The organism is Micromonospora sp. NPDC023888 (assembly GCF_040639415.1).
In the GTDB taxonomy this organism is placed as follows: Bacteria; Actinomycetota; Actinomycetes; order Mycobacteriales; family Micromonosporaceae; genus Micromonospora.
Map to the genome: position 1 here is coordinate 19970 of NZ_JBEZZW010000017.1, position 22453 is coordinate 42422.

Here is a 22453-nt window from a genome sequence, read left to right on the forward strand (position 1 = left end):
ATTTTCCTCCTTCAGGCGGCTCGGGCCACGTCGCGAAGCCATGCCTCGCAGGACAGGGTCCGTTCGAACGGGATCAGTGGCTTTGAGTTCGGCAGGACGCCGAAGACGTCGGCGCGCAGCCGATCGGTGTCGATGAGACCCATCCGGGCCAGTTCGGCGTCGTCGAAGAGCGCGAGCAGGTCGCCGCGGTGGCGACGCAGCCCGGCGAACTGTTCGGCGCTGTAGTCGCCCTTGGTCCGCCGGTCGAGCAACCCGTCGGGAATGATGCCCCGCATCGCCTCGCCGAGCACCGGCTTGAACCGGCCGCTGACCATCCGATCGGCGAACCGCACCGACAGCGCCGCGTTCAGCACATGGTCATCGAGGTACGGGTTCTCCAGCGTGACGCTGTCGCGTTCTGCGACCCGCGAGCTGCGCCGTGCGGCCGCTCCATTGAACTGGGTGATCCGGATCATCTCGTGCTGCGCTGGTGGAGTGGCCTCCGGTCGGGGTCGGCTCGCGGCCGCCTCCCGGTAGAGGCGTCGCGCCACGTCTGCGGCGTCCGCGGTGATCCACGGCGGGAGGGTCGTGGCGATTTCCCAGTTCGCGTGTGTCATCTCACCGGGCGGCGCGGTCAGCCGTCGGCCGCTGCGCGCCAACCACCGGTGGTAGGGCACGCCGGAGAGAAGGAACCGGGTCGTCGTGGCGACCGACCAGCGGCGCATCGCCTTGGTGGTCAGGATCTGCCGTGCGGCGGTGGTGGGATGGCGCCGGGCCAGGTCGTGCAGGGTCAACGTGCTGGCGGAGAAGAGCTCGTCGCCGCCGATCCCCTGGAGGTGACGCCGGGAGCCGTGGGCTCCGACGTGCGCAGCGATGAAACCGGCCAGGGCCCGCGTACGGACGAACGGGAAGGGCCCTTCGACGTCGTCATCTCCGGTGACCTCGTACCAGGAGGGTGCCTCGTCGCCCGGTACCACCAGATGTTTGCCCGGCAGCTGTTCCTCGCACCACTCCGCCCACCGCTCATCCTCGTTCGACTCGTCCAGAGGCGCGAAGCGGAACGTCGTCGGGTCGGCCCCGGCGGCCGCGGCGATGAAGCAGAGGCTGGTCGAGTCCAGACCGCCGGAAAGGTCAGCGCTGAGCGACCCGCCGCCGCGCGGGACGCGCGCCGCGACGGCCGCGACCAGTGCTGTCCGCACGACTTGCGCGCCGTCGGCCAGTGACAGCTCGGGCTCCGGCGGTGTCCACCATCGACAGGTACGGGCGACCGGGTCGTCGCCGCGCAGGACGAGGAAACGTCCACCCGGCACCTGTTCGACACCCTGCCAGACACATCGCTCGCGCAGCGGCCACGGCGGCCCGAACGGTGCGACGAGTTGGAGCACGACGGCTTCGGAGTCGATGCCGGCGCCGGTCATGGCGGCGATCGTGTCGGCGCGGTCGGCCGCGACCGCGACCCGGTCGACGGTTCCGGTGAAGAGCTGGTAGCGGTAGGACAGGCTGCCCTGTGCCCGGGTGACCCCGCCGATCGATCCGATGAGGTGATAGCAGCCCGGCACACTCCTGGCGACGGCGTCCAGGTCGGCCACGCCTCGGACGGCGTCGAGGCGCCGGGTGAGGCTCTCGCTGGTCTCGGCGGTCCGGCCGAGGAGCGCCAGGGCCCGGTCACCGGCACGGGCCACGACGATGTCGTCGTGCTCCCAGTGTCCGACGATCCAGGGCCGTCCGGACGGATGCCGGATCGTCTGTCCTCCGCTGTGTCGCCGGGCCAGGGCCGCCGATGCCTCGTGGTCGGAAAGGATGATGAACCGCATTGCCCGCTCCCTTCGGCAAGGTCCGTCTGGACGCAGGACGCCGGGGTGGTCAGCCCTGGTGCAGCTGGCCGACCACCCCGGCGCGTTGATGCGGTGTTCGACGTGCGTCAGTTATCGCGTTAGTCGTTCACCGGTTGGTAGGTCGGGTCGACTCAGAGGTCGAACCAGCCGCCCCACAGGTCGGTCCACTCGCCGACGTTGGTGATGCGGGTGAGCTCGGTGAAGTCGCCGACCTCGACCAGCGCGGGGGCCTCGTAGCCCATCGTCTTCTCGTTCATGCTGTTCACCTCGTAATCGGTGAATTGAGGCGATCCTTGTGACTGCCTCGCTGACACCCATCAGATATCCGTGGGTGCTGACCGGCAATCGCGCCTTCCTGTCCGGGACAGACGCGCAACGGGTCACCAGCGGCGGTGCGGCCGTCCCGGACAAGGGCCCGGACAGGACATCGCGCAGGGGTACCGTCCGTTCGACTTGTGGGGTTTGGCGAAGCAGGAGCAGTGGGCGGGGACCGCCGTCGCTCGGGTGGCCGACCCGGGCCGGCGCTATCGATGTCGAGCGGTCCACTGTGGTACTACGGCGGCTGGTCGCCTCGACGACCATGTAGCCCCGCTGGTGCCAACCGCTGTGCTGGCAGCTCACGATCGGTGGGCGGCCCGGTGCGAGGCCGGTTGGGGGGAGCAGGTTGGGAGCAGCGGGGGCGACGCGGCTGGATATCCCTGGCAGACGACTCGGCCGGGGGCGGGTCATCGGCGGCTACCTACCGGCATCCCCGGGCGTAGCCCTCGAGCCGGTGGGTCGCCCCGCCCGGCCCCCGCCCGCGCCTGGTACTGCCCTTGGTCGTGCTGTCGGTGACCGCGACTTGGTCGGCCGGCTCCTGGCAGCCGCCGACTTGCGAATCACGTCGACGGTCGTACACCGATTGGGTGTGAACTTTTCCAGCGCCTACGCCGCGACCACCTTGCTCATCGACACCGCGGTCAGTTGACGTTTGACCCGCAAGGCCCCGTTCGGCGGCTGGCCCGGGTGGTGTCGGTGGCTTCGATGTCCGGAGCGGGCATGCGGCCTGCGGGACAGACATGCCGGCAATGGTGCTGGACAATGGGCAGGCCTGCCGGGCGGTCACAGATCGCGCGGTGTTGAACACGGGGTTCGAGACCGTTCGGTCCGGTCCTGAACGCGGAATTCGCCTACGTTGCTGCCGAGAGCGGTGAGCTGGACGAATCCCGCCGCGTGTGCCGCAGCTCGAAAGCCCTGGCCGGCTGACAACGGTCAGCGGGCGACGGCGCCTGCTATCGACCACGCCCGGTACCGGGAATGGATGCGGCATCCGGATATCGCGGGACGAGTGATGGTGGGCCGAGGGAGAGTCATGCTACGCATCCACTTCACCAGCGAAGACCTGCGGCGGGTGACCGTGGCCGATGGAGTCGATCCGCTCTGGGAGATTCTCCTCAGCCTGCACCTGCTGCAGGAGCGTGACACCTGCGTGGAGTTCGACCAGTGGCGCCGACGGATAAATTCCACCAGGTCCGCTTCGCTGCGGTTGCTGGCACAGTTGGCCCCGCCCTGGGGATACTCACCCGACTTCCTCACCCCCGGCCGGGGGGACGCCGAGTTCGAAGTTCTGCTCGACCGGCTGCTGTCCACCCCACGTCGGCGGTTGGGGGCCGACATCGAGGCACTGGCCGAGACAGGCCCGGTCAGCACCTGGGTCCGGGCCATTGGTTCGGGCGAGACGGGCGCGCTGCGGCGCCTCGAGGCCGCGTTCACGACCTACCACCGGCTGGCGTTGGCGCCGCACCGCGACGCCTTTCGCGCGCAGGCGGAGGCGGACCGGACCCGCCGGGCCCAGATGCTGCTAGCCGGCGGGGTCGACCGACTCCTCGGCAGCCTCCACCCCCGAGTGAAGTGGGAGCCACCGGTGCTACGGATACCGGTGTACATGCATCAGGACGTCCATCTGCGGGGGCGGGGAATCGTCCTGGTCCCCTCCTTCTTCTGCCGGATCCAGCCGATCACGCTGCTGGACGCGAAGCGGCCCCCCGTGCTGGTCTATCCGCTCGCGCCACGGCTCGGCCTGTTCCGTGGCGCCGCACTCGCGCGTGAGTCGACGTCACCGACCGTCGCCCTGCTCGGCGGCACCCGCGCGGCGGTCCTGGAGGCGGCCGCGGCAGGCGGGAGCACCAGAGAGTTGGCACGGCGGGTGGGGGTCGCGGATCCGGTGGTGAGCCGCCACTGCGGCGTGCTGCGTGCCGCCGGGCTGCTAGAGACCCGGCGGTGCGGTGGCTCGGTGTGGCACGGGCCCACCGGCCTTGGCATCGCGTTGCTCAACGGTGAACTACCGGACGGCCGAACTGCGCCATTGCCGGCTGAGGCAAAGGCTGGACCGGAATTTCCCGCTCGGCCACAGTAGGACGCGTCGAGCACGGACATCGGTGCGACGCAAAGGGAGTGTGCCGTTTTCCGGGCCGATTCCTCCCGACGCTCGCCGCCACCGGCTCGCGATCCGCACGACAGTTCCGACCCACGAGGAGAAACGCATGCGGGACGCAGAGCACACGCCCGCCCGTCAACCGGCCGCCGTCTCGCGACGGACCGCCCTCGCGGGTCTGGCCTCGGCGGCGGCGTTGTTGGCCATACCGGACGGCCAGGCCCTCGCTTCCGCTCCACTACCAACACCCGTCCGCCCGGTGCTTGGGTTCCGTCCGGTGCCAGTGAACACGGACAGGTCACCCCGGGTACCGGCCGGCTACCGGGTCCGCGCAGCGGCGCAGGCGCCAGCACGCCACGCGCCGCTGACCGGCCGTGGCGCGGCCACCTTCTCCGGTCCGGTACGCGCCGCGCCCCCGCGCCTGCCGGTGAGCGTGACGTTGGCGCAGGCCGCTTCCGTACGTACGCCGTGGGGGTCCCACCTGGCGGGGGAGGCGGGATTTCAGCGCTGGTTCGACGTCGGGCACCGCGACTGGCGACCCAGCGAGACCGACCTGCGCTACGGGCTCGGTCCCCACCTGCCGGGTGGTGCCCGAGGTGAGAAACTGCCCGGCGCCGACCTTGCTGCCGATCTCGGCGAGGCCGGCCGGTACGGCTGGGTGGTGGAGTTGGCCGTCAAGCCCGAGGGAACTCCGGCCGACCCGGTGAAGCGCACCGCTCTGGGCCGGTTCAGCCCGGCCGGGATCACGGCCGTGGAATCCGGGGGCCGGGTCGTGGTCTACATCGGTGACGACGAGGACGGGGGCTACCTCTACAAGTTCGTCGGGGCCGACGGGTGGCGGCGGCTCAGGGCCGATGGCCGCAGTCCACTGGACCAGGGTGTCCTGCACGTCGCGCGGCTCGCCGCCGACGGTTCGGGCCAGTGGGTGCCGCTGGCGCACGGGCAGGGCCCGCTGACGGTGCGGAACGGCTGGCTGGACCAGGCGGACGTCCTTCTGCGCACCCGGCTGGCCGCCGACGCGGTCGGTGCCACCCCACTGGCCCGCCCACAGCAGGTGGCGGTCGATCCGAGCGGCGAGTCCGTCTACTGCGCAGTCGCCGGCGGCGCGGTGGACGTCCGGTGCGCGGCGCCGGACGCCGGCCCGGTGGGGCCGGAGCGGGAGTCGACCGCACCCGGTTCCGGCCATGTCCTGCGGTGGCGCGAGGACGCGGGCGACGCGACCGCGGTCGGGTTCCGGTGGGACGTCGTCGCCGAGACGGACGGCACCACGGGCACGGGGCAAGCTGCCCCCTTCGGTCGTCCACGCGGGCTGTCGTTCGACGCCGACGGCCGGTTGTGGATCCGCACCGCCCTGAACGGCACGGACCGTGACCTGCCGGACGAGGTGTACCGCGCGCTAGGCAACGACGCGGTGCTCGCCGTCGACCCGGCGTCCGGCGAGGTCAGACGCTTCCTCACCGTCCCCCGCGGACGCGAGATCACCGCACTGGCGCTCGCTGCGGACCAGCGGACCATGTCCGTCACCGTAGCGTGGCCGGCCCTGGTGGGCACGTCACGCAAGGATGGAACCGACCCCGTCACCTTCGTCGTCCGGCGCGCAGACGGTGGCGTCATCGGCGCCGCCTGACCAGTTCTCTCATCCGCTGCGACGACCGGAGAAACCGCCATGGTGTACATCGTTCCCCGTTCCGTCTGGCACGCGGTGGTGCCGAAGCAACCGATCGACGACCCGTGGACCCCGTGGCTCGGCGGGGTGGTCATCCATCACCACGGGCCGGGAACCGGCTTCCCGAAGGCCAACCACCAGGAGTGCTACCAGCAGGTCTGGGACATCCAGGATCAGGCCATGAACAAGTGGTTCTTTGAGGAACTGCTGGGGGATGAGGAATACGACGACATCCCCTACAACTACCTCGTCTGCCAACACGGATGGGTCTTCGAGGGGCGAGGCGACGCGGTCCGGTCGGCGGCGAACGGCACCACGACGCCCGGCGCGAACAAGAACTACTACGCGGTCATGGGGATGATCGAATCGGGGGATCAGCCCAGCCAGGCGATGCTCACCGCGATTCGTGACCTGATCGGGCAACTGCGCCAGCAACAGCAGCGAGCGGGGACGGAGATCAAGGGGCATCGCGAACTGTTCGACACCCAGTGCCCGGTCAACCTCTACCCGTACGTGAAGAACGGATCGCTCGAACCCACGTCGCCGACTCCGCCGCCCAGCGGTGGAGTCACGATCATTCCCCGCAGCCGCTGGGGCGCCCGGCCGCCACGCAGCGCGGAGCAGGTGCCCCTGAGCAGCCGAACTGGGTTCACCGTGCACTACTCGGCCGGCCCGCCGACCCAGACCCCGAGGCAGATCCAGAACTATCACATGGACTCCAACGGCTGGGACGACATCGGATACAACTTCCTGGTCGACCGCGACGGCCACATCTATGAGGGACGCGGCTGGCAGATCCTGGGCGCCCATGCCGCCGGCTACAACACCACCCACATCGGCGTCTGCTTCATCGGCCGCGACGGCGAGGCCACCGCACGCACCGCCGCGGCGATCCGCGCCCTCTACCTCTACGCCAACCGCCTGTGCGGTCGTACGCTGGACAAGACCTGGCACGGCGGCCTGTCGGGGCAGGCCACCCAGTGCCCCGGCTCGGCGCTACGAGCGTGGGTCCAGGGCGGCATGCAGGGTGACGACCTGCCCATCACCGACGGCACGAGCGGCGCGGGCGGCGGCATGACCTCGGTCCGCACCGTCGCCGCGCAGCAGCGCGCCGTCAATGGCCTCGGCTACACCCCGCCGTTGGTCGTGGACGGCATCTGGGGGCCGCAGACCGAGGCGGGCGTGCGCTGGCTGCAGGCCAAGGCGGGCGGTGACGCCGACGGGCTCTGGGGCCCGCAGACCGAGGCGGCGTACCGGCGCCTCACCGGGGACACGTCCAGCGGGGGCGGTATGACCTCGGTCCGGTCGGTCGCCTACCAGCAGAACGCGGTCAACCGCCTCGGCTACACCCCGCCGTTGGTCGTGGACGGCATCTGGGGGCCGACGACCGACGCGGGAGTGCGTTGGCTGCAGGCCAGGGTGGGCGTCAGCGCGGACGGCTTCTGGGGGCCGACGACCGACGCGGCCTACAACGGGTACGCCGACGAGGGAGCGCGGATCGTCGTAGACGGCGTGTTCGGCCCGACCACCGTCACCGCCCTGCAACGTGCCATCGGCGCGGCACCCGACGGCCAGTGGGGACCCGGGTCGATCCGCGCTCTGCAGCACCACCTCAACACCTGGGCCGACGCCGGCCTCGCCGTCGACGGGGGGATGGGCCCGGCCACCGTGCGAGCGCTGCAACAGCACCTTAACCGGATGGTCGGAGCCGGGCTCACGGTCGACGCACTGTGGGGACCGAGCACGGTGCGAGCCGTGCAGAACGCCATCAACCTGGGACGCTTCTGAACCCGTGCGGTACAGCTGACCTGCGTACCACGCGTCGCAAGTTATCTCGGTTTCATTTGATTGCGAGAAAGGGTAATCCTGTGCGGAAGATCAGGCGCACCATTATTGGTGCTGTGGTTGGGTTCGGATTAGTGGCGGGGGTCAATCCTGCGCCCGCTGTGGCTGCGCCTGCCGGGCGTGAGGTGGCCGCAGCCGCCGGCTACGACTGTTACGAGTGGGGACAGAACATGAATTTCGCCCCGGATGCGCCGTGGCATATCGAGCCCTATGGTAGTAGCCCAGTCTCCTTTCGCGGTGGTGGTAAGGTTTTCATCACCTACTATTGCATCAACAGCTACGGCAATTACTGGTACATGAGGAGTTCGGGGTATTTCGTATCCGAGAAATATCACTGGGCTTGATTCGGCGCCAAACGACCGCGCTGGACTGCCCTGCCACCTCGCCGGAGTGACGTAGGGGCAGAGGCTGCGAGTGGGGCCTACTAGTCCAACGTCACTTGGTTTTGGTGTTGGGCCTGGCGTGGGCATGAGGACGGCCACCGCGTTGATCATCGATGGTTTGTGAGGACAATCGAAGATCGCGCGGTGGCCGTGGGCCACAGCGTGGACCCCGCGAGATGGCGGGTCATCCTGGACGAGGCGGTGACGCGGGTCGCTGACCGGTTCGTGCGGGCGAAGCCGCGTGCGACGGCGGGGCAGTTCGCGCAAGGGCTGCTGTCTGGCGTGGAACGGAAGACCTGCTGGTCCCTTGCGGAGCGGGCTGGGCACGCCGATCCGCAGGCGATGCAGCGGCTGCTGCGTACGGCGGTGTGGGACGCCGACGTCGTCCGCGACGACGTGCGCGATTGGCTGGCCGAGCAGATCGGCCACCCGGGACCCCAACGGACCGCCGCCATGATCGGGCGCACGGATCTGCCGCTGGTCGTGAAGGCGTGTGCATCACTGTCGGTGTTCGGCTACCAGTGGGCGAGACCGCGGCCGGGGACAGCGACGAAGCGAAATCCCCGGAACCCCGGCGGCGGCATACTCGTGACGGTGAACGCCTCGTACTGATCGTCCGGCTCGACGACGAGGACTGCGTCGTCGGCGAAGGTCAGAGTCAACCGACCGTCCTTGCGGATCAGTGCCTCAACCGAGGACGGCGGCCCGACGGGCATCGCTGGCGCGACGCTTGCCGGGGTGGACATGCGGGCCGGGCTGATCAACGAGTACGTGCTGTTCCCCTACCCGGTTCTGGTGGGCGGTGGCACGCCGTTCTTCAGCGCGCTGAACAGTTCTAGAGGATCATCATGCGTGTCACCAGTCCGGCTCGTGGATGTCCTCTTCGAGGGCCTTGATGGTGCTGTAGAAGGTGGTCTCGGGCCAGGGTTGTCTCTCGGCCGCGCGTTTCCAGGTGAGGTGAACGAGGGCCCAGCCCCCAGAAGCCAGTTCCACAACGATGTCGTCTGAGGCCCCGGACCTGCCGATCACCTCGACGGGTTGGTTGTGTAGGGGGTGCCCGGCGGCCACCTCGGTCAGAAGTTCCGCGTGCAGTGCCTCACGCTGTCGTTGTTCGGTTGGACCACCTCGGCGTAGGTCCCACCACGGGTCGGTAAAGACGAGCTGTTCGTCCACCGGATCATCGTCGCGTAGCTCGCGGAGGTTTGGACTCGTGGGGCTCGAGCCATCGCTGGGGGAGCGTCAGGCGTCATATGAAGCCACCCTGTAACGGATCAAGCGGAGTCGGGCAGGTGCGAGTTGAGGGTCCGTCGATAGCGCCTGCGCGTCGCAGTGCTCTGCGGCAAATCAGTGCGCGAGCTTGGATGGTGCCCTTCTCCGGGAGCGGGGTGGGAGCACGCACCGGTGGGGGCGAATCACAGCTGTGCGGCGACTGGGCTTGACATTATGCAGGTAGATACCTGCATAATGGGGGTGTGAGCGACACGGAGCTGACCTTCAAGGCGCTGGCCGATTCCACGAGGCGGCTTCTGCTCGACCGCCTCCGCGAACGCAACGGCCAGACGTTGGGCGAGCTCTGTGAGCACCTGGCCATGGCCCGCCAGTCGGCCACCCAGCATCTCGACATCCTCGTGCGGGCCAATCTCGTCACCGTCGTGCGGCGAGGGCGGGAGCGCCTGCACTACCTGAACCCCGCACCGATCCACGAAATCGAGCAGCGCTGGATCTCCGGCTTCGACAAGCCTCGTCTGCGAGCACTCAGCATGATCAAAGACCAAGCAGAGGAGTACGGCATGACCTCCGTGCCGACCTACGTATACGTCACCTACATCCGCGCCACCGCCGAGCAGGTATGGCAGGCACTCACCGACGCCGACCTGACCGCGCGGTACTGGGACCACGCCAACGTCTCCGACTGGCAGCCCGGCTCGGCATGGGAGCACCAGCGCACCGACGGATCGGGCGTGGCCGACGTCGTGGGCAAGGTGCTCACCGCCGAGCCGCCGACGCATCTGGCCATCACCTTTGAGGACAGCCCGAACGAGGAACGGGAGCCCTCGGTCGTCACGTTCCTCGTCGAACCGCACCAGGACATCGTGCGTCTCACGGTGACCCACGAGAACCTCGCCAACCTCGCCATGCTCAACGGTATCTCGCGCGGCTGGCCCGCGGTCCTGTCGAACCTGAAGTCCCTGCTAGAGACCGGCGACGTGCTCCCGCAAGCTCCGTGGAAAATGACCGGCACACACGCCTGAGAGGAACCCGACCCAATGGATACCACGCCCCTCCGGCAGGCCTACGACGCCTTGCTGGCCGCCGCCCCGCGAGCCGTACCACCGCCCGATGAATGGAACACCGAGCAGATCCTGGCCCACGTCTCGCTCGTCAGCGCGGCCACCATCAGCAGCGTTGCTGCAGTCGCCTCGGCGACGGTCTCGACGTACGACAACCGCCTGTCCCAGGACCCGTGGACCCTCGACCGCGTCATCGCGCTCGCCAGCGGCGAAGCAGGCCTACGGGAGCGCATCCGCGTGCAGGGGGAGGCATTGTGCTCCCTCGCCGCATTGCTGAGCGAGGCCGAGCTCGCCACGAAGGTACCAACGCTGCTGTTGTCCAATGACACGTGCCTGGTCGAACAGCCACTCTCGCTGGGGGACATTCTCACCGGCCTCGCCGACGCAGAGCTACCCGGACACACCAAGCAGCTTTAGGCTGGACACAGCGTGATGCTGCTTGACCGGCACACACGATGTCCGGTCGTGCCGATGTCCGCGCACGGTTCCGACGCGGATCACGGCGCCGCGGACCTGCTCCGGCGCACGGGTTTGCCGTTTGTGGTGATCCAGGCAGGGCGAATGTCTGCGTATGATTCGCGCGCTTGACGGCCGGCCCCTGCCGCCGCGCTTGCGGAGCTCACCGGCACCTGGACGGCCAGAGCGATTCCGTCGTGCTGGCATTCCCACTGCGGAGCTGACGGCACCGGCGGAACGTTGCGTCTTCCTTGCCTCGCGCAGTGCTGTCCTGCTGTACTCATCAGAGTAGTCAGTCGGACTCTGGCAGTGAGGTGCGCGGTGGCCTTCCGGGCGAGGAAGTTACGGGTGCAACTGCCGTGCGACGGCGAGAACTCGATCATCGAGGCCGCCGACGAGCCGGACGGGTGGTTCTGTCCATTGCAGGGCAGCCCGTTCGGAGACCCCCTGATCCACCACCCGTGCGACTCGGTCAGCATCCCGGACCTGGTGCACTGCGGCCCGCTGATGACCTACACCTGTCCAGTCAGCCAACCGGATCTGCCGACCGGTGGCTCCGGGGGCACAGAGTGCGTCGTGGCCGAGTTGCAGAGCGCGCCGGACCCGGTGGTCCGCACCAAGTACGGCAGTGCCACCTTCATGATGAACCGGGGGAGCACCGTCCTCAGCGTGACCGAGGAGTACCTGCCGGTGCTGCGGGCGCACCTGGAGGCCCGGCGGCTGGAGATCGATGTTGTCGCCCAGGCACAGCGGGACGCCATCGATACCCATCTGGCCCACATCGAGGTCGCCGAACGGGCCCTACGCGACCGCGCGGCACGGGAGTAGCCCGGTGGCGCAGGTGTACCGCGCCAATCCGGGGTACACCCTGGTGCCGCTGGAGCGGCTGCCAGCCGCCGACCGCGCCGCTCTGCCGGCCACAGCCCTCGACGACAGCGAGTGCTACGGCCTGCTTGTACCCGGCCGGGACTCGCCGCTGCCAACCCGTCCGATCAGCCCGGACCTCGCGCTGCTCTACCTCAGCCTGATCGAGCCGGGGCCGCTGCCCGGGTATGCCCGGTCCCGCTTCGGCCCGCAGCTCGGCTGGATCGCCACCCGGCTCGTCCTCGACGGTGTGCTGGAGATCGCCCGGGACGGCGGCTTCACCAGCGGCGCGCTGGCGGCCGGCTGGCCGGACGCCGACCCCGACGACGGCGGCACCGGCCGGATCGGCGAGCTTTCCCGGGCCGCGCTGCGTTACGCGCAGTGCCTGGCGGACCTGCCCGCGCCGCTGCTCGCCGGCCGGCTCTACAGCTACGGCCGGACCCCCGTGCACCCCCGGCTGCGCGAGCGGCTGCCCAACCGCTCGGCCATCGCCGACCACCTGGGCCTGGCCCCGGACGGGCAACTGGTGCGCGAGCTGTCCGGCGCGCGGTGGACGGCTCCGGCCCCGCCGGCAGAGCATCACCACTGGTGGCACTGGCACGCCCCGCCTCCGGCCGATCCGTTCGCCCCGCAGCACACCAGCGGGTACAAGCTCTACGTCAGCCCGACACTCGCCGTCATGCCGGACGCGGTGCGGGCGGTGGCGCAGGTGGTTCCCGGGCTACCCGGGGTCAGCGGCTTCAAGGTCGGCGCGGACCATGTCGGTCTGTGCCGACCGGACCGGCTGGTGGTCTACCTGGACCAGCCCACCGACCTGACCGCGTGCGCCGAAGCGTTGCGGGAAAAGCTGTCCGGATTACCCGCCGACGGGGTCACCTTCAGTACCGCACTCACCGGGGACGGGCTGCTGTCCTGGGGTACCGATCCGCCGGGTGCGAAGACCAGTTGGCGTGGCTGGGTCACGGCACAGCTGGCCCGGTACCTCGCGGCGGCCCAACTCGCCGACCCGGGCGCTACACCTCCGTGGCGGCTCGCCCTGCACCAGCTGCGACTGTCCGGGGTGGACACCCGTACCTGGACTGCCGATCGTGGGCTGTGGGCGACGTCGCCGGGTGGCCGATGACCGGCCCGCTGCTCGGCCCGCTGGTGCTCCCGCCGGACGTGACGATCACGCCGGTCGCCCAGTTGCCGGCGCAGCTGCGCGGCCAGCTCCAGCAGGAGCCGGACGAGCACTGCGTGACCCGGCCGAACGCCCGGACCGCCTCGACCATCGTGGACTCGGCCGGCGCGGCGCTGCTCGGCGAGTTCCGCCAGCCGACCACCATCGCCGACGCGGTGCTGGCCTTCAGCCTGGCCAACGGCGTAGATCCGGCGGAGACCTTGGAGGAAGCGTTCGCGCTGCTGAGCGGGTTCATCAACGACGGGGTACTGGTGGTGGCCGACTCCGCCCTGGCCGCGCCGATCGGTACCGGGCTGCGGCCGGCGGAGCGGATCGGCGGGTACACCGTGCACCAGCCGGTCCAGGTGCTGATCGACACCGAGGTGCATCGGGGCAGCGCGGCCGACGGTACCCCGGTGGCGGTCAAGCTGGCCCGACCGGGGTTCGGCGCACAGGTGCGCGCCCAGCTGGAGCATGAGGCCTCGGTACTAGCCCGGCTAGCCGGCGTGGTCAGCCCGGCGTTGCTCGACGCGGGCGAGTACGACGACCGCCCGTACCTGGTCACCGCCTGGATCGCCGGGGTGGATCTGCACCGCGCCGCGACCGGTGTCCGGCGACTGCCCGGGTCAGCCCGGCGGGACGCGTTGATCGACTTGGCCGACCGGGTCCTGGCTACCTACGCCCACCTGCACAGCGCTGGCGTGCTCCACGGCGACGTGCACCCGCGCAACGTACTGGTGACCGCCGACGATCGGGTGACGCTGGTTGACTTCGGACTCGCGGCCACCGTCGACGCGGACGGGACGGTCCGCGCCGTCGCCACCGGCGGCGTGGACCTCTACCGGGAACCGGAGCTGTCCGGTGCGCGTCGCCCCGGCGGTCCGACCCGGCTGCCAAGCGCCGCCGGTGAGCAGTACAGCGTCGCCCGGCTGGTGTACCTGATCCTCACCGGCGGTCAGCCGCACCCACCGGCGTTGACGGACTCCCGACTACCGCGCCGGCCACCCGCGCCCTTCGCCGAGCACGGGGTGGCCGACCTGCCGGCCGTGCAGCGCACCGTCCGGCGTGCGCTGGCTGACCGACCGTCCCGGCGCTATCCCTCGGTCGCGGACTTCCGCACGGCGCTGCGAACCGCGGCCGCGCGCGACCGTCGCGCCCCGGCCTCCGACAGCAGCCGGTCCGGGCAGCAGTTGGTGGACGACGTGTTGGCCCGGCTGACCCGCGCCGACCAACGCTTCGAGGACGACCTGGTCGCCCCAGTCGCGCCGGTGATGAACGGCGCCGCCGGCCTCGGGTACGCGCTGCTGGAGATCGCCGCAGAACGCGAGGACGCCGAACTGCTGGCCGGGGCCGACCGGTGGGCTACCCGGGCGCTGCTAGCCTCCGGTGACGAGCGGGCTTACGTCAGCGACGAGCTGGAGATCAACCCGGGGTCCGTCGGCGAGCGCTCGTTCTATCACAGCATCACCGGCGTGCACGCGGTCCAGGCACTGATCGCCGACGCCCGGGGTGACGAGCTGGGCTGCCGACTCGCGCTGGCCGACTATCTCGCCATCGCCCAGTCGGAGCTGGACCCGGCCCGGCGCGGCCCCGGTTCCGGCGAGTTCGACCTTGCCTTCGGCCGGTCCGGCCTGCTGCTCGGCTGCGCCGTGCTGGTCCAGCGGCTAGCCGATCCGGCCGCCACCGATCTGATCAACCTGGTGGCGCTCGGCGATGCGCTGCGGGACGCGCTGTGGCGCCGGTTGGCGCAGCAGCCGCCCTTGGACCGTGCGGCGGAGCTGCGCACCCTGGGCGTCGCGCACGGCTGGGCCGGCTACCTCTACGCGCTACTGTGCTGGAGCGCCGCGGCCGGTACCGCACCGCCGTACGGTGTGGCCGAGCGGCTCGCGGAGTTGGCCGCACAGGCTGTCCCGGCCGGTCGGGGGGTGTACTGGGCGTACCAGGTCGGTGGGCCCGCGCCCGACCCCGGGCTCGGTACCAGTTGGTGCAACGGCACCGCCGGGTACGTACACCTGTGGAACCTGGCGCACGGCCAGTACGGCGAGGCGGCGTACGCCCGGCTGGCCCGGCAGGCCGCGTGGAGCACGTTCGACGCGGCTGGGGCCAGGGCCGGGGACCTGTGCTGCGGTTCGGCCGGCCGGGCGTACGCGCTGCTGTGCCAGTACCGGCACAGCGGTGAGCCGGCCTGGCTGAACCGGGCCCGGGCGCTGACCGGCGAGGCGGTGGCCGAGGTACGCCAATGGACGATGCGCCGGGACAGCCTGTACAAGGGCGATGTCGGTACCGCCGTGCTGGTGGCCCAGTTGGCACACCCCGACCATGCCCGGATGCCGCTGTTCGAGCTGGACGGCCCGGCCGGCTGCGGTCGGGCCGTCCAGAGCGGATAGTCGACCACCGGCCGAGGTGGCCGGTATTCACGCCGGCCAGCACGATGGTGGGGCGGAGGCCAAGGACTCAGCCTTGCAGGTAGGCGAGGACCGCCAGGATGCGGCGGTTGTCGTCCTCGGAGGGCTTGAGACCGAGCTTGGTGAAGATGTTGTTGCTGTGGTTGCTGACGGTTTTCTCGGTGACGAACATCCGGGCGGCGATCGCAGCGTTCGAGCGGCCCTCGGCCATCAGGGTGAGGACCTCATGCTCGCGTGGGCTCAGCTCCAGGAGCTTAGGGTCGGTGGAGCGGTGGGTGAGTAGCGCACTCACCACGTCGGGGTCCATAACGGTGCTGCCGGTAGCGACCTGCCGGACACTGGCGACGAATTGGTCGACGTCCGTAACGCGGTCCTTCAACAGGTAGCCCACCGCGCCCGCGCGATCTGACATCAGCTCCCTGGCGTAGATCTGCTCGACATACTGCGATAGCACCATGATGGGCAGCCCTGGAATCTGGCGGCGGGCCTCGATCGCGGAACGCAGCCCCTCGTCGGTGAAGGTCGGCGGCAACCGCACGTCGACGATGGCGACGTCGGGGCGGTGCGTCGTCAGCGACCGGATCAGCGCGGGGCCGTTGTCAACGGCTTCCACGACCTCGAATGAATTGGCCCGCAGGATCCTGATCAGGCCCTCGCGGAGCAGGGCGAGGTCCTCGGCCATCACGATACGCACGGCAGCGACATCCTCACCTCGGTAGGTCCGCCCGGCGGGCTGTCAACGGTCAGCGTGCCGTCGAAGGCCGCCAGGCGACGGACGATGCCACGCAGGCCCGTGCCGGAATCGATCGAAGCACCCCCACGGCCGTCGTCGGACACCAGCATCGTCAGTTCCCCGGCAGCGCCGCCCCGGTGGGGTGCGAACTCCACGGTGATCCCGATCTGCTGGGCCTGGGCGTGCTTGATGGCGTTCGACACGGCCTCGGCGACGGCGAAGTAGGCCGCGGACTCGATCGGGGCCGGCAGCCGTCCGGGTAGGCGGGTCACCACCGTGGTCGGGATCGGATTGACCAGGGCCAAGGCCTTGAGTGCGCCGTCCAGGCCACGGTCGGCCAGTACCGGCGGATGGATGCCTCGTACCAGGTCGCGCAGCTCGGTGAGGGCGCTGGAGGTCGACTCGCGGGCCTCGGCCAGCAACTGCTGGACGGCCTGCGGATCGTTGGGCAGTAACTGTTCGGCCAAGCCCAGGCTCATACCCAGCGACACCAGCCGGGCCTGCGCGCCGTCGTGCAGGTCGCGTTCGATTCGGCGCAGTTCACCGGCCTGGGTGTCGACGGTCTCAGCTCGCGAGGTCGCCAACTGTTGGACGCGGGCCCGCAGGCGCGCCTGTTCGGTGGGGCCGAGCAGAGCGCGGATCACCCGAGCGTTGAGGTTCGCGAGGCGCACCGCAGTGACGTACCAGAGCAGAAGGAAAACCGGACCGAGCGGTACCAGCCCGAACGACTGCGCGACGCTGTGCAGCCGGAAGCCCTCCCCCATCGGAGTGCGGAATACCTGAGAAGGCGTCAGCTGATAGATGAGCGGATAGGTCAGGTATACGAATCCGACGACGAAGAACAGCAGCGACAGTCCGCAACTCAACCAAATGGTGATCGAGTTGACCACCAACCAGATCCAGTCCCGCCACGTCGCCGGGTCGCGCAGGATCGTCCAGAGCCGCACCGGCCACCCGGCGTCCGGCGTCGGCTGATAGGGCCGGGCGGGCACCGGTTCGCCGAGCCGGTCGGCGGCCCACTGGCGATGCAGGTCGGCAAACCAGCGCACCAGTACGGTCGCGAGCAGGGTCAGTGGGATTCCGGCGCCAAGCGCGGCGATCGATATCGAGGTGATCCAGAGTGTGGCCAGCACGGCACCCAGGACCGCGCCCGCCAGCAGCACCAGCGACCAGCCCAGCAGGCTCATCCGTTGGGCCAGCGCGGAGCGCGAAATCGGACCGCTGCGAGCGACGCGACCCGGCCCGGAGCCCTCCCGCGAGGGCGAGGAGCCGCCGGACAGGGAGGCTCCGCTGTTATCGGTCATCTCACTCCATCATTGCGCATTGTGCCGAACCGCCGGGCTGGTGACTCATGTTGGCCGGCGATCCGCACTTCCCCACGGTCGGTGTCCCCCACGTCGCGCGGGATCCAGCGACCATGGTGTCCGTCCGTGGTCCACGGAGGCTCGCGTCGCCGATCGACGGCTCGATCGATCGACACCCGCACACACGCTACCCATCGCGTAAGCAGTTCCGGTCCGCTCCCCGAATCTCGACCACCACCTCGCCGTCATCGGGATCCGGACCGTGTGGCTTGTCGCGCTCGCCTACGGCGCTGCCCCGGTCATCGGCAGCTGCGCCACAACGAATTCCGAGTCGGCGGACGCTCCGTGCTCGCTCTACCGGTGACCGCACGCGGTGAGGTCGTCTCCGCAGACTGGTTGACCAAGAACGCCGGGGCAGCGCCGGTCAACCAGGCTCGCCGGTCCTGTCAGCCGTCGGCCCGATGGCCTTTACTTGACGGTGGCGGTCATCTGTTCGATTTCCTTGAGCACCAGGGCGGGCTTGTCCTGGGGAACGTCGTGCGAGCTTCCCTCGGCGATGACGAGTGTGCGGTCGGGCCCCGCCTTGGTGAACGCCGCTGCCGCGTCGCGCCAGGCCTGAGCGTCCTGCGGAGATCCATCGAAGGGTGTCTTGTCCGACACGATATAGATGACGGGAACGCCGTCGGGCCAGGAGACCTTGTGGTACGCCTGGTGCGTGGGACCGAAGTTGTCGGCCGTGGCGATGAGCTGGCGGTTCGCCTTCGTCGACGGCGCCTTCTTGAGCTCTTCGATCTGCGGCGCGGTTAGCGCGACGAGGCGTTGGGTCTGGGTGTCGGTGAAGAATTGCGGCACGTTGGCATCGATGAGCACCGCCCCGGTGACAACGCCGGGGTTCGCGAGGACGAAGTAGTGGGCCACCTCTCCTGCCTGCGAGTGGCCCGCGAGGACCACGTTCTGGGTGACGCCGAGTTCACGCAGACCGGCCTGCAGGTCGGAGGCGGCGGCCTTGGGGTCCCATGGGCCCTTCACCTCCTCGCTGGCGCCCAGACCGGCCCGGTCGTAGGTGATGATCTGCGATCCGGTGGCCTGCGACAGCTGCGGCACCAGGGCATCCCAGTACGAGGAGTCCTCGCCACCGCCGGCGTCCAGCACGATGGTGGGAGAACTTCCGGGCGTGACGTGGAAGGCAAGCTGATGCCCGTTGTTGGCGATCATATGCAAGCCCGCTGCGGGGGCCGCACTTGCCGGGCCGGCCGCGTTTGTCGAGGTCGAGGGAACCGCGGCTACCGAACTGGCCGCTGGCGCGGCCTTCGGCGCCGCCGAGTCATCACACCCGGCGACTGCCGCTATCACGGCGACGGGAAGGACGAGAGCCAGGGCGGCCCGATGGAACCGGAAGATCTTCTGCGTGGTCATGGAAATGAGCTTCCACGGTTTCTGAATCTTGCTCGATCCTGCTACCTCCCAGTCGGGTTGGGAGTTACCCCTACCCTCGCCAGGGGCAGATCAGAACCCGTCAGGCAGGACGCCCGGTCCGGGTCGGGCGCACCAGCGCCCGCCGGTGGGCCGGTCAGCAGGTGGGTGCTGGTGGACCAGATTCCTGCCTGACCACCGCCAGCCGGCCGCGGACGTCCCGGCCGTGCAGTTCGAGGTTCAGGTCGGATACGCCGTGGAGCAGCGGTGCCGGGTCTTCAGCACCGGAATACCTGCGCCACTCCTACGAATACTTGGCATCTGTGCACGGCATCACGCTGGCCTCCAACCATCGCGAAGGCCCCGCGCTGCGTCGAGCGGGCGTCAGCCGTTGCCGTGCTGCCGTTCCTGCTCCGCCAGAGCAGCCGCTGCCCTGTCCAGGTCGTAGTGAGAAAACACAGGGATGCCCCGGCGGCGCAACGCCTCGGCCGCGACGCCACGCCCAGCGACAGTGACGCCGGTGAAGGTTCCGTCGTGAACGTAGGTGCTACCGCAGGTAGGGCTGCCCTCGACCAGGATGGCGAGCCCGACGCCGGCCTGCAGCGCCTTGTCGACCGCCCGCTGCGCCGCCGCCTGGAACAGTTCGGTGACGTCACGGCCCGATGCTTCGTGCACTTGGGCGCGGCCGTCGAGGACGTCGGCCGCGCTGCCGCCGACGATCTCGGCTGGCGGGCGCGGTACCGGGAATCCGACGACCAGTTCTGGACACAGCGACACGAGGCGCCCTTCAGAAGCCCACCGCTGCCAGATCGGAGAGGCGACCGGCACGCCAGTCTCGTTGAACCGGATCGGTGCGCCGCCCAGGCAGCCGCTGACCAGGATTTTCAACACGGCAACACCTGGGGCAGCAGCGCCGTCAGCGTCGCCGCGGTGTAGGTTGCCGTGACCCCCGGCGGCAGGCCGACTCCAGCACGGTCGAGGAATGCCGTGTCGATACCCAGAGCGGCGGCTCCGGCGACATCGGACGATGCGGAGTTGCCGATGTGGATCACGTCGCCGGGGCCCAGGCCGAGGCGGGCCAGCGCGAGCTGGAACGGTTCAGGGCGGGGCTTGTATGCGCGGGCTTCTTCGCTGGTCACCGCGGCGGCGACGGCGATGCCGTGCCACCGCAGCACCGCCGTCAGGTCGTCCTGGTCGACGTCGGAGACCAGGCACACCGGCACCTTCACCGCATCGAGGAACGGCCGGCTGTCGTCGTACAACGGTGGATGACGCCAGGAGTGCATCTGCTTGCGGCAGATCGGCTCAAGCTCCACGGATGCCCCGAAGTTCGCCACAGCCTCGGTGAGGCTGCCGAGCGTCAGGTCTGCGAGCGTACGAAAACCGGCCCCATACGCCATTTCGGCGCTGGCCTCCAGCTGTCGGGACCACTCCGCCGCGATAGCAGACGGATCGACTGCGATCAAATCTGCTACTTGCACGCAGACGTCATTGACCGAGCTCTCATCATCGTGTACGAGCGTGCCGTACACGTCCAGCAAGATCGCCTGATACACAGTGAGACGCTACCCGACTGATCTGACCCCGGTCGGCCGCCAGGCACCCCTCGTGCCGAAGCCGCCATCACAGACCGGCACAGCCGGCACCTTGTTGCGTACGCTCTTCTGCCGCTGACAACACGCGTTCAGCTTCGGGCGACTCGTCACCTTCCGTGAACGGAAGTTCTGTTGACCGACACGACAAGCTCTCGGAACCGACGGCGACGCTGATACTTGCAACATAGAGATCGGCATGATCTCGAGAGACGGCATCGGGCACGATGTCATTCATCGGCCGCGGAGACAGAACCGGGTCTGCTCAGTTAGATGGATGGGCCGAAGACCTTGCGCCGTAGGGCGGGGACGGTCGCACTAGCACGAAGAAGCGCACGGAACGTGGTCCGGTTCGCTGGTGAGGCGAGGGCGGCGTTGGTGGCGTTTCGGGTGGAGAGGGCTAGGGCTTGGTTGGCGTAGTGTCGCATCGCCGTTTCGTAGACGCCGATGCTTTTCACCGGATCGGTGGCGGTCGTGAGGGCTTGGCGGAGGTGGTCGGCGTCGCGCAGGGCGGTGTTGGCGCCGATGCCTGCCATGGGTGTCATGTTGTGAATGGCGTCGCCGAGGAGTGTGACTCGCGAGGGTGCCCACTCGGGGAGCTGGGGCATGGTCCGTAGCGGCACGGTGGTGATGGTCGCGGCGTCCGTGGCGTCGACCAGGGTCCGTAGCGGTGCTGCCCAGTCGCGGACGCGTTCGGTGACGAGTCGTTTGAGCAGGATTCCGTTGAGATCTTTCATTCCCTGCGGGTACGAGTTTTCCGATCCGGCCCAGGCCCAGACGACGTACTCGGGGGCGCCGTTGCTGACGTCGGTGTTGTCGGGATCGCCAGTGGGCCAGGTGGAGAGGAACATCCACCCGTTGCGGGCGGGGACGACGTTGTTGATGCCGCCGTCGGTGAAGTCGGCTGGTAGGGCGGCGGCGACGGTGCCTGCCAGGGGGGCGCGGCCGGCGATGTTGATGATGCCGAGATCCTGACGTTGCAGGCCGGGAAGACGTTGGTTGCGGACCTGGGAGTTGCTGCCGTCTGCGCCGACGAGGATGTCGCCGTCGCTGTGGGAGCCGTCGGCGAAGTACGCCCGGACGCCGTCGTTGTGTAGCTCGTAGTGGGTGAACTTCTTGTCCCAGTGCACGAGAGGTTCCGCGTCGTCGTCGGTGCGGGTGTTGTGCAGGAGGGCTTCGTGGAGCTTGCCGCGGCTGATCGCGCGGCGTTTGGTGATCGGGTCGGTGGTGTCTTCGGGGAACCTCTTGTCGATGGTGGCCAGGACGCCGCGGCGGGGGTCGTGGAACCGGACGATCAGCGGTACGGGAGTCCCGGCCGCGTCGACCATCTTCCAGTTCTCAGCGGGGAGGCAGGCGTGCAGGGCACGCAGGCCGTCGGCGTTGAGGTGGATCCCGTAGCTGGCCGGCTGCTGTGCGCGGTGCGCCGACCGTTCGAACACGCGGGCGTCGATTCCCGCGCTTCGTAGTCCGTGCAGGAGAGTCAGGCCGCCGAGGCCCCCGCCGATGATGAGAACGCGCATGAGGTGCTGCCTTTCGTGCCAGCGAGCTGGCGGGAGGGCCCGCCGGTCGACACCGGGCGGCCCGAGACGGGCGGTGAGCTGCCGGAGTATCAGGCGGGTGGGCTCACGGGGGCGACCATCGTGCGCAGGAGCCGCTGGAGTTGCTGGGCCTGCGCAGCAGTGAGGGGAGCCGTTGCGGCCGAGGCCGCGGGTTCGGCAGCCTGGTGCGCCTGGGCGAAGACCTCACGGCCGTGGTCGGTCAGGGTGACGGCCCGCAGCCGCCGATCACCGGGCACCAGCTGGCGTGAAGCGAGATCGAGTCGTTCGAGGTCGTCGACAATCCGGACGATCGAGGCTTTGTCGTGGTTTGTGTGCGCGACGAGGTCACGTTGGCTGAGCGGCCCCGAGGCGTGCAGCCGCATCATCACCATCAGGTGGCGCCGCTCGATGCCGAACGGCGCCAAAGCACCGTCCATCGCCGCCGCTACGCGATCGTGCGCCCGACGCAGCAGTAGCCCGATCGCAAAGGGCGACCCCTCCTCCGGGTTTTCCGGAGTGCCGGACGTAGCTGACTGGTCGGCGGAAGCTTGTTCGTTAGGCACGCCCGAACACTATC

22 protein-coding genes are annotated in these 22453 nt (G+C 69.3%); 10 read left to right on the forward strand and 12 right to left on the reverse strand.

Going from position 1 to position 22453, the window contains the following annotated elements; translation table 11 throughout:
* Window positions 1-11: 11 nt before the first annotated feature.
* Window positions 12-1793 carry an asparagine synthase-related protein gene (locus tag AB0F61_RS17300; protein ID WP_357810290.1) on the reverse strand — a complete coding sequence of 594 codons (1782 nt, stop codon included), beginning with the start codon at window positions 1791-1793 and terminating at the stop codon, window positions 12-14.
* A gap of 152 nt (window positions 1794-1945) precedes the next feature.
* The gene (locus AB0F61_RS17305; RefSeq protein WP_238657641.1) at window positions 1946-2071 is read right to left on the reverse strand and encodes a lasso RiPP family leader peptide-containing protein; all 126 of its coding nucleotides are present in this window, start codon (window positions 2069-2071) and stop codon (window positions 1946-1948) included.
* A gap of 1094 nt (window positions 2072-3165) precedes the next feature.
* On the opposite strand from AB0F61_RS17305, the gene AB0F61_RS17310 reads away from it, so the two are divergent.
* From AB0F61_RS17310 to AB0F61_RS17330, 5 genes are all read left to right on the forward strand, one after another.
* Window positions 3166-4209: a winged helix-turn-helix domain-containing protein gene (locus tag AB0F61_RS17310; protein WP_357810294.1), complete on the forward strand. Its 1044-nt coding sequence runs from the start codon at window positions 3166-3168 to the stop codon at window positions 4207-4209.
* A gap of 295 nt (window positions 4210-4504) precedes the next feature.
* A complete protein-coding gene (locus AB0F61_RS17315; RefSeq protein ID WP_357810297.1) occupies window positions 4505-5854 on the forward strand; it encodes an alkaline phosphatase PhoX in 1350 nt (449 codons plus the stop codon).
* Window positions 5855-5893: 39 nt separating this feature from the next.
* Window positions 5894-7681, forward strand: coding sequence for a peptidoglycan-binding protein (locus AB0F61_RS17320; protein WP_357810300.1), 1788 nt, complete (start codon window positions 5894-5896; stop codon window positions 7679-7681).
* An 80-nt stretch (window positions 7682-7761) separates the two neighbouring features.
* Entirely contained in the window at window positions 7762-8082 is a 321-nt protein-coding gene (locus AB0F61_RS17325; protein WP_357810303.1) for a hypothetical protein, read from the forward strand.
* 183 nt (window positions 8083-8265) lie between these two features.
* Window positions 8266-8733, forward strand: a complete 468-nt coding sequence (locus AB0F61_RS17330; protein WP_357810306.1) for a transposase — start codon at window positions 8266-8268, stop codon at window positions 8731-8733.
* On the opposite strand, the gene AB0F61_RS17335 is transcribed toward AB0F61_RS17330, so the two are convergent.
* Both AB0F61_RS17335 and AB0F61_RS17340 read right to left on the reverse strand, forming a co-directional pair.
* Window positions 8637-8867 carry a DUF6188 family protein gene (locus AB0F61_RS17335; protein ID WP_357810310.1) on the reverse strand — a complete coding sequence of 77 codons (231 nt, stop codon included), beginning with the start codon at window positions 8865-8867 and terminating at the stop codon, window positions 8637-8639. The genes AB0F61_RS17330 and AB0F61_RS17335 overlap by 97 nt on opposite strands.
* Before the next feature lie 109 nt (window positions 8868-8976).
* A complete protein-coding gene (locus tag AB0F61_RS17340; protein ID WP_357810313.1) occupies window positions 8977-9294 on the reverse strand; it encodes a hypothetical protein in 318 nt (105 codons plus the stop codon).
* A 299-nt stretch (window positions 9295-9593) separates the two neighbouring features.
* Here AB0F61_RS17340 and AB0F61_RS17345 point away from each other — a divergent pair, with 299 nt between their 5' ends.
* The 5 genes from AB0F61_RS17345 (at window position 9594) to AB0F61_RS17365 (ending at window position 15278) form a co-directional block, all read left to right on the forward strand.
* Window positions 9594-10373 carry a metalloregulator ArsR/SmtB family transcription factor gene (locus AB0F61_RS17345; RefSeq protein WP_357810316.1) on the forward strand — a complete coding sequence of 260 codons (780 nt, stop codon included), beginning with the start codon at window positions 9594-9596 and terminating at the stop codon, window positions 10371-10373.
* Window positions 10374-10388: 15 nt separating this feature from the next.
* The gene (locus tag AB0F61_RS17350; protein ID WP_357810318.1) at window positions 10389-10829 is read left to right on the forward strand and encodes a hypothetical protein; all 441 of its coding nucleotides are present in this window, start codon (window positions 10389-10391) and stop codon (window positions 10827-10829) included.
* A gap of 387 nt (window positions 10830-11216) precedes the next feature.
* Window positions 11217-11696: a hypothetical protein gene (locus AB0F61_RS17355; protein WP_357810321.1), complete on the forward strand. Its 480-nt coding sequence runs from the start codon at window positions 11217-11219 to the stop codon at window positions 11694-11696.
* Window positions 11697-11700: 4 nt separating this feature from the next.
* Window positions 11701-12855, forward strand: a complete 1155-nt coding sequence (locus tag AB0F61_RS17360; protein WP_357810324.1) for a hypothetical protein — start codon at window positions 11701-11703, stop codon at window positions 12853-12855.
* Window positions 12828-15278: a lanthionine synthetase LanC family protein gene (locus AB0F61_RS17365; RefSeq protein WP_357810327.1), complete on the forward strand. Its 2451-nt coding sequence runs from the start codon at window positions 12828-12830 to the stop codon at window positions 15276-15278. The genes AB0F61_RS17360 and AB0F61_RS17365 overlap by 28 nt, the downstream gene beginning before the upstream one ends.
* Before the next feature lie 67 nt (window positions 15279-15345).
* Here AB0F61_RS17365 and AB0F61_RS17370 read toward each other — a convergent pair whose 3' ends face one another.
* From AB0F61_RS17370 to AB0F61_RS17405, 8 genes are all read right to left on the reverse strand, one after another.
* The gene (locus tag AB0F61_RS17370; RefSeq protein ID WP_357810330.1) at window positions 15346-15990 is read right to left on the reverse strand and encodes a response regulator transcription factor; all 645 of its coding nucleotides are present in this window, start codon (window positions 15988-15990) and stop codon (window positions 15346-15348) included.
* A complete protein-coding gene (locus tag AB0F61_RS17375) occupies window positions 15978-17216 on the reverse strand; it encodes a sensor histidine kinase (protein WP_357810333.1) in 1239 nt (412 codons plus the stop codon). Before AB0F61_RS17375 ends, AB0F61_RS17370 begins: the two co-directional genes overlap by 13 nt.
* A gap of 585 nt (window positions 17217-17801) precedes the next feature.
* Entirely contained in the window at window positions 17802-18749 is a 948-nt protein-coding gene (locus AB0F61_RS17380) for an alpha/beta hydrolase (protein ID WP_357810336.1), read from the reverse strand.
* Between the two features lie 381 nt (window positions 18750-19130).
* Window positions 19131-19637: a DUF523 domain-containing protein gene (locus AB0F61_RS17385; protein WP_357810339.1), complete on the reverse strand. Its 507-nt coding sequence runs from the start codon at window positions 19635-19637 to the stop codon at window positions 19131-19133.
* Window positions 19631-20302 (reverse strand): HAD-IA family hydrolase, encoded by a 672-nt coding sequence (locus AB0F61_RS17390; RefSeq protein WP_357810341.1) that lies wholly within the window; start codon window positions 20300-20302, stop codon window positions 19631-19633. The genes AB0F61_RS17385 and AB0F61_RS17390 overlap by 7 nt, the downstream gene beginning before the upstream one ends.
* 67 nt (window positions 20303-20369) lie before the next feature.
* Window positions 20370-20576: a hypothetical protein gene (locus AB0F61_RS17395; RefSeq protein WP_357810344.1), complete on the reverse strand. Its 207-nt coding sequence runs from the start codon at window positions 20574-20576 to the stop codon at window positions 20370-20372.
* Window positions 20577-20607: 31 nt separating this feature from the next.
* The gene (locus AB0F61_RS17400) at window positions 20608-21858 is read right to left on the reverse strand and encodes an NAD(P)/FAD-dependent oxidoreductase (protein WP_357810347.1); all 1251 of its coding nucleotides are present in this window, start codon (window positions 21856-21858) and stop codon (window positions 20608-20610) included.
* Window positions 21859-21947: 89 nt separating this feature from the next.
* Entirely contained in the window at window positions 21948-22439 is a 492-nt protein-coding gene (locus AB0F61_RS17405) for a MarR family transcriptional regulator (protein WP_357810350.1), read from the reverse strand.
* Window positions 22440-22453: the final 14 nt, after the last annotated feature.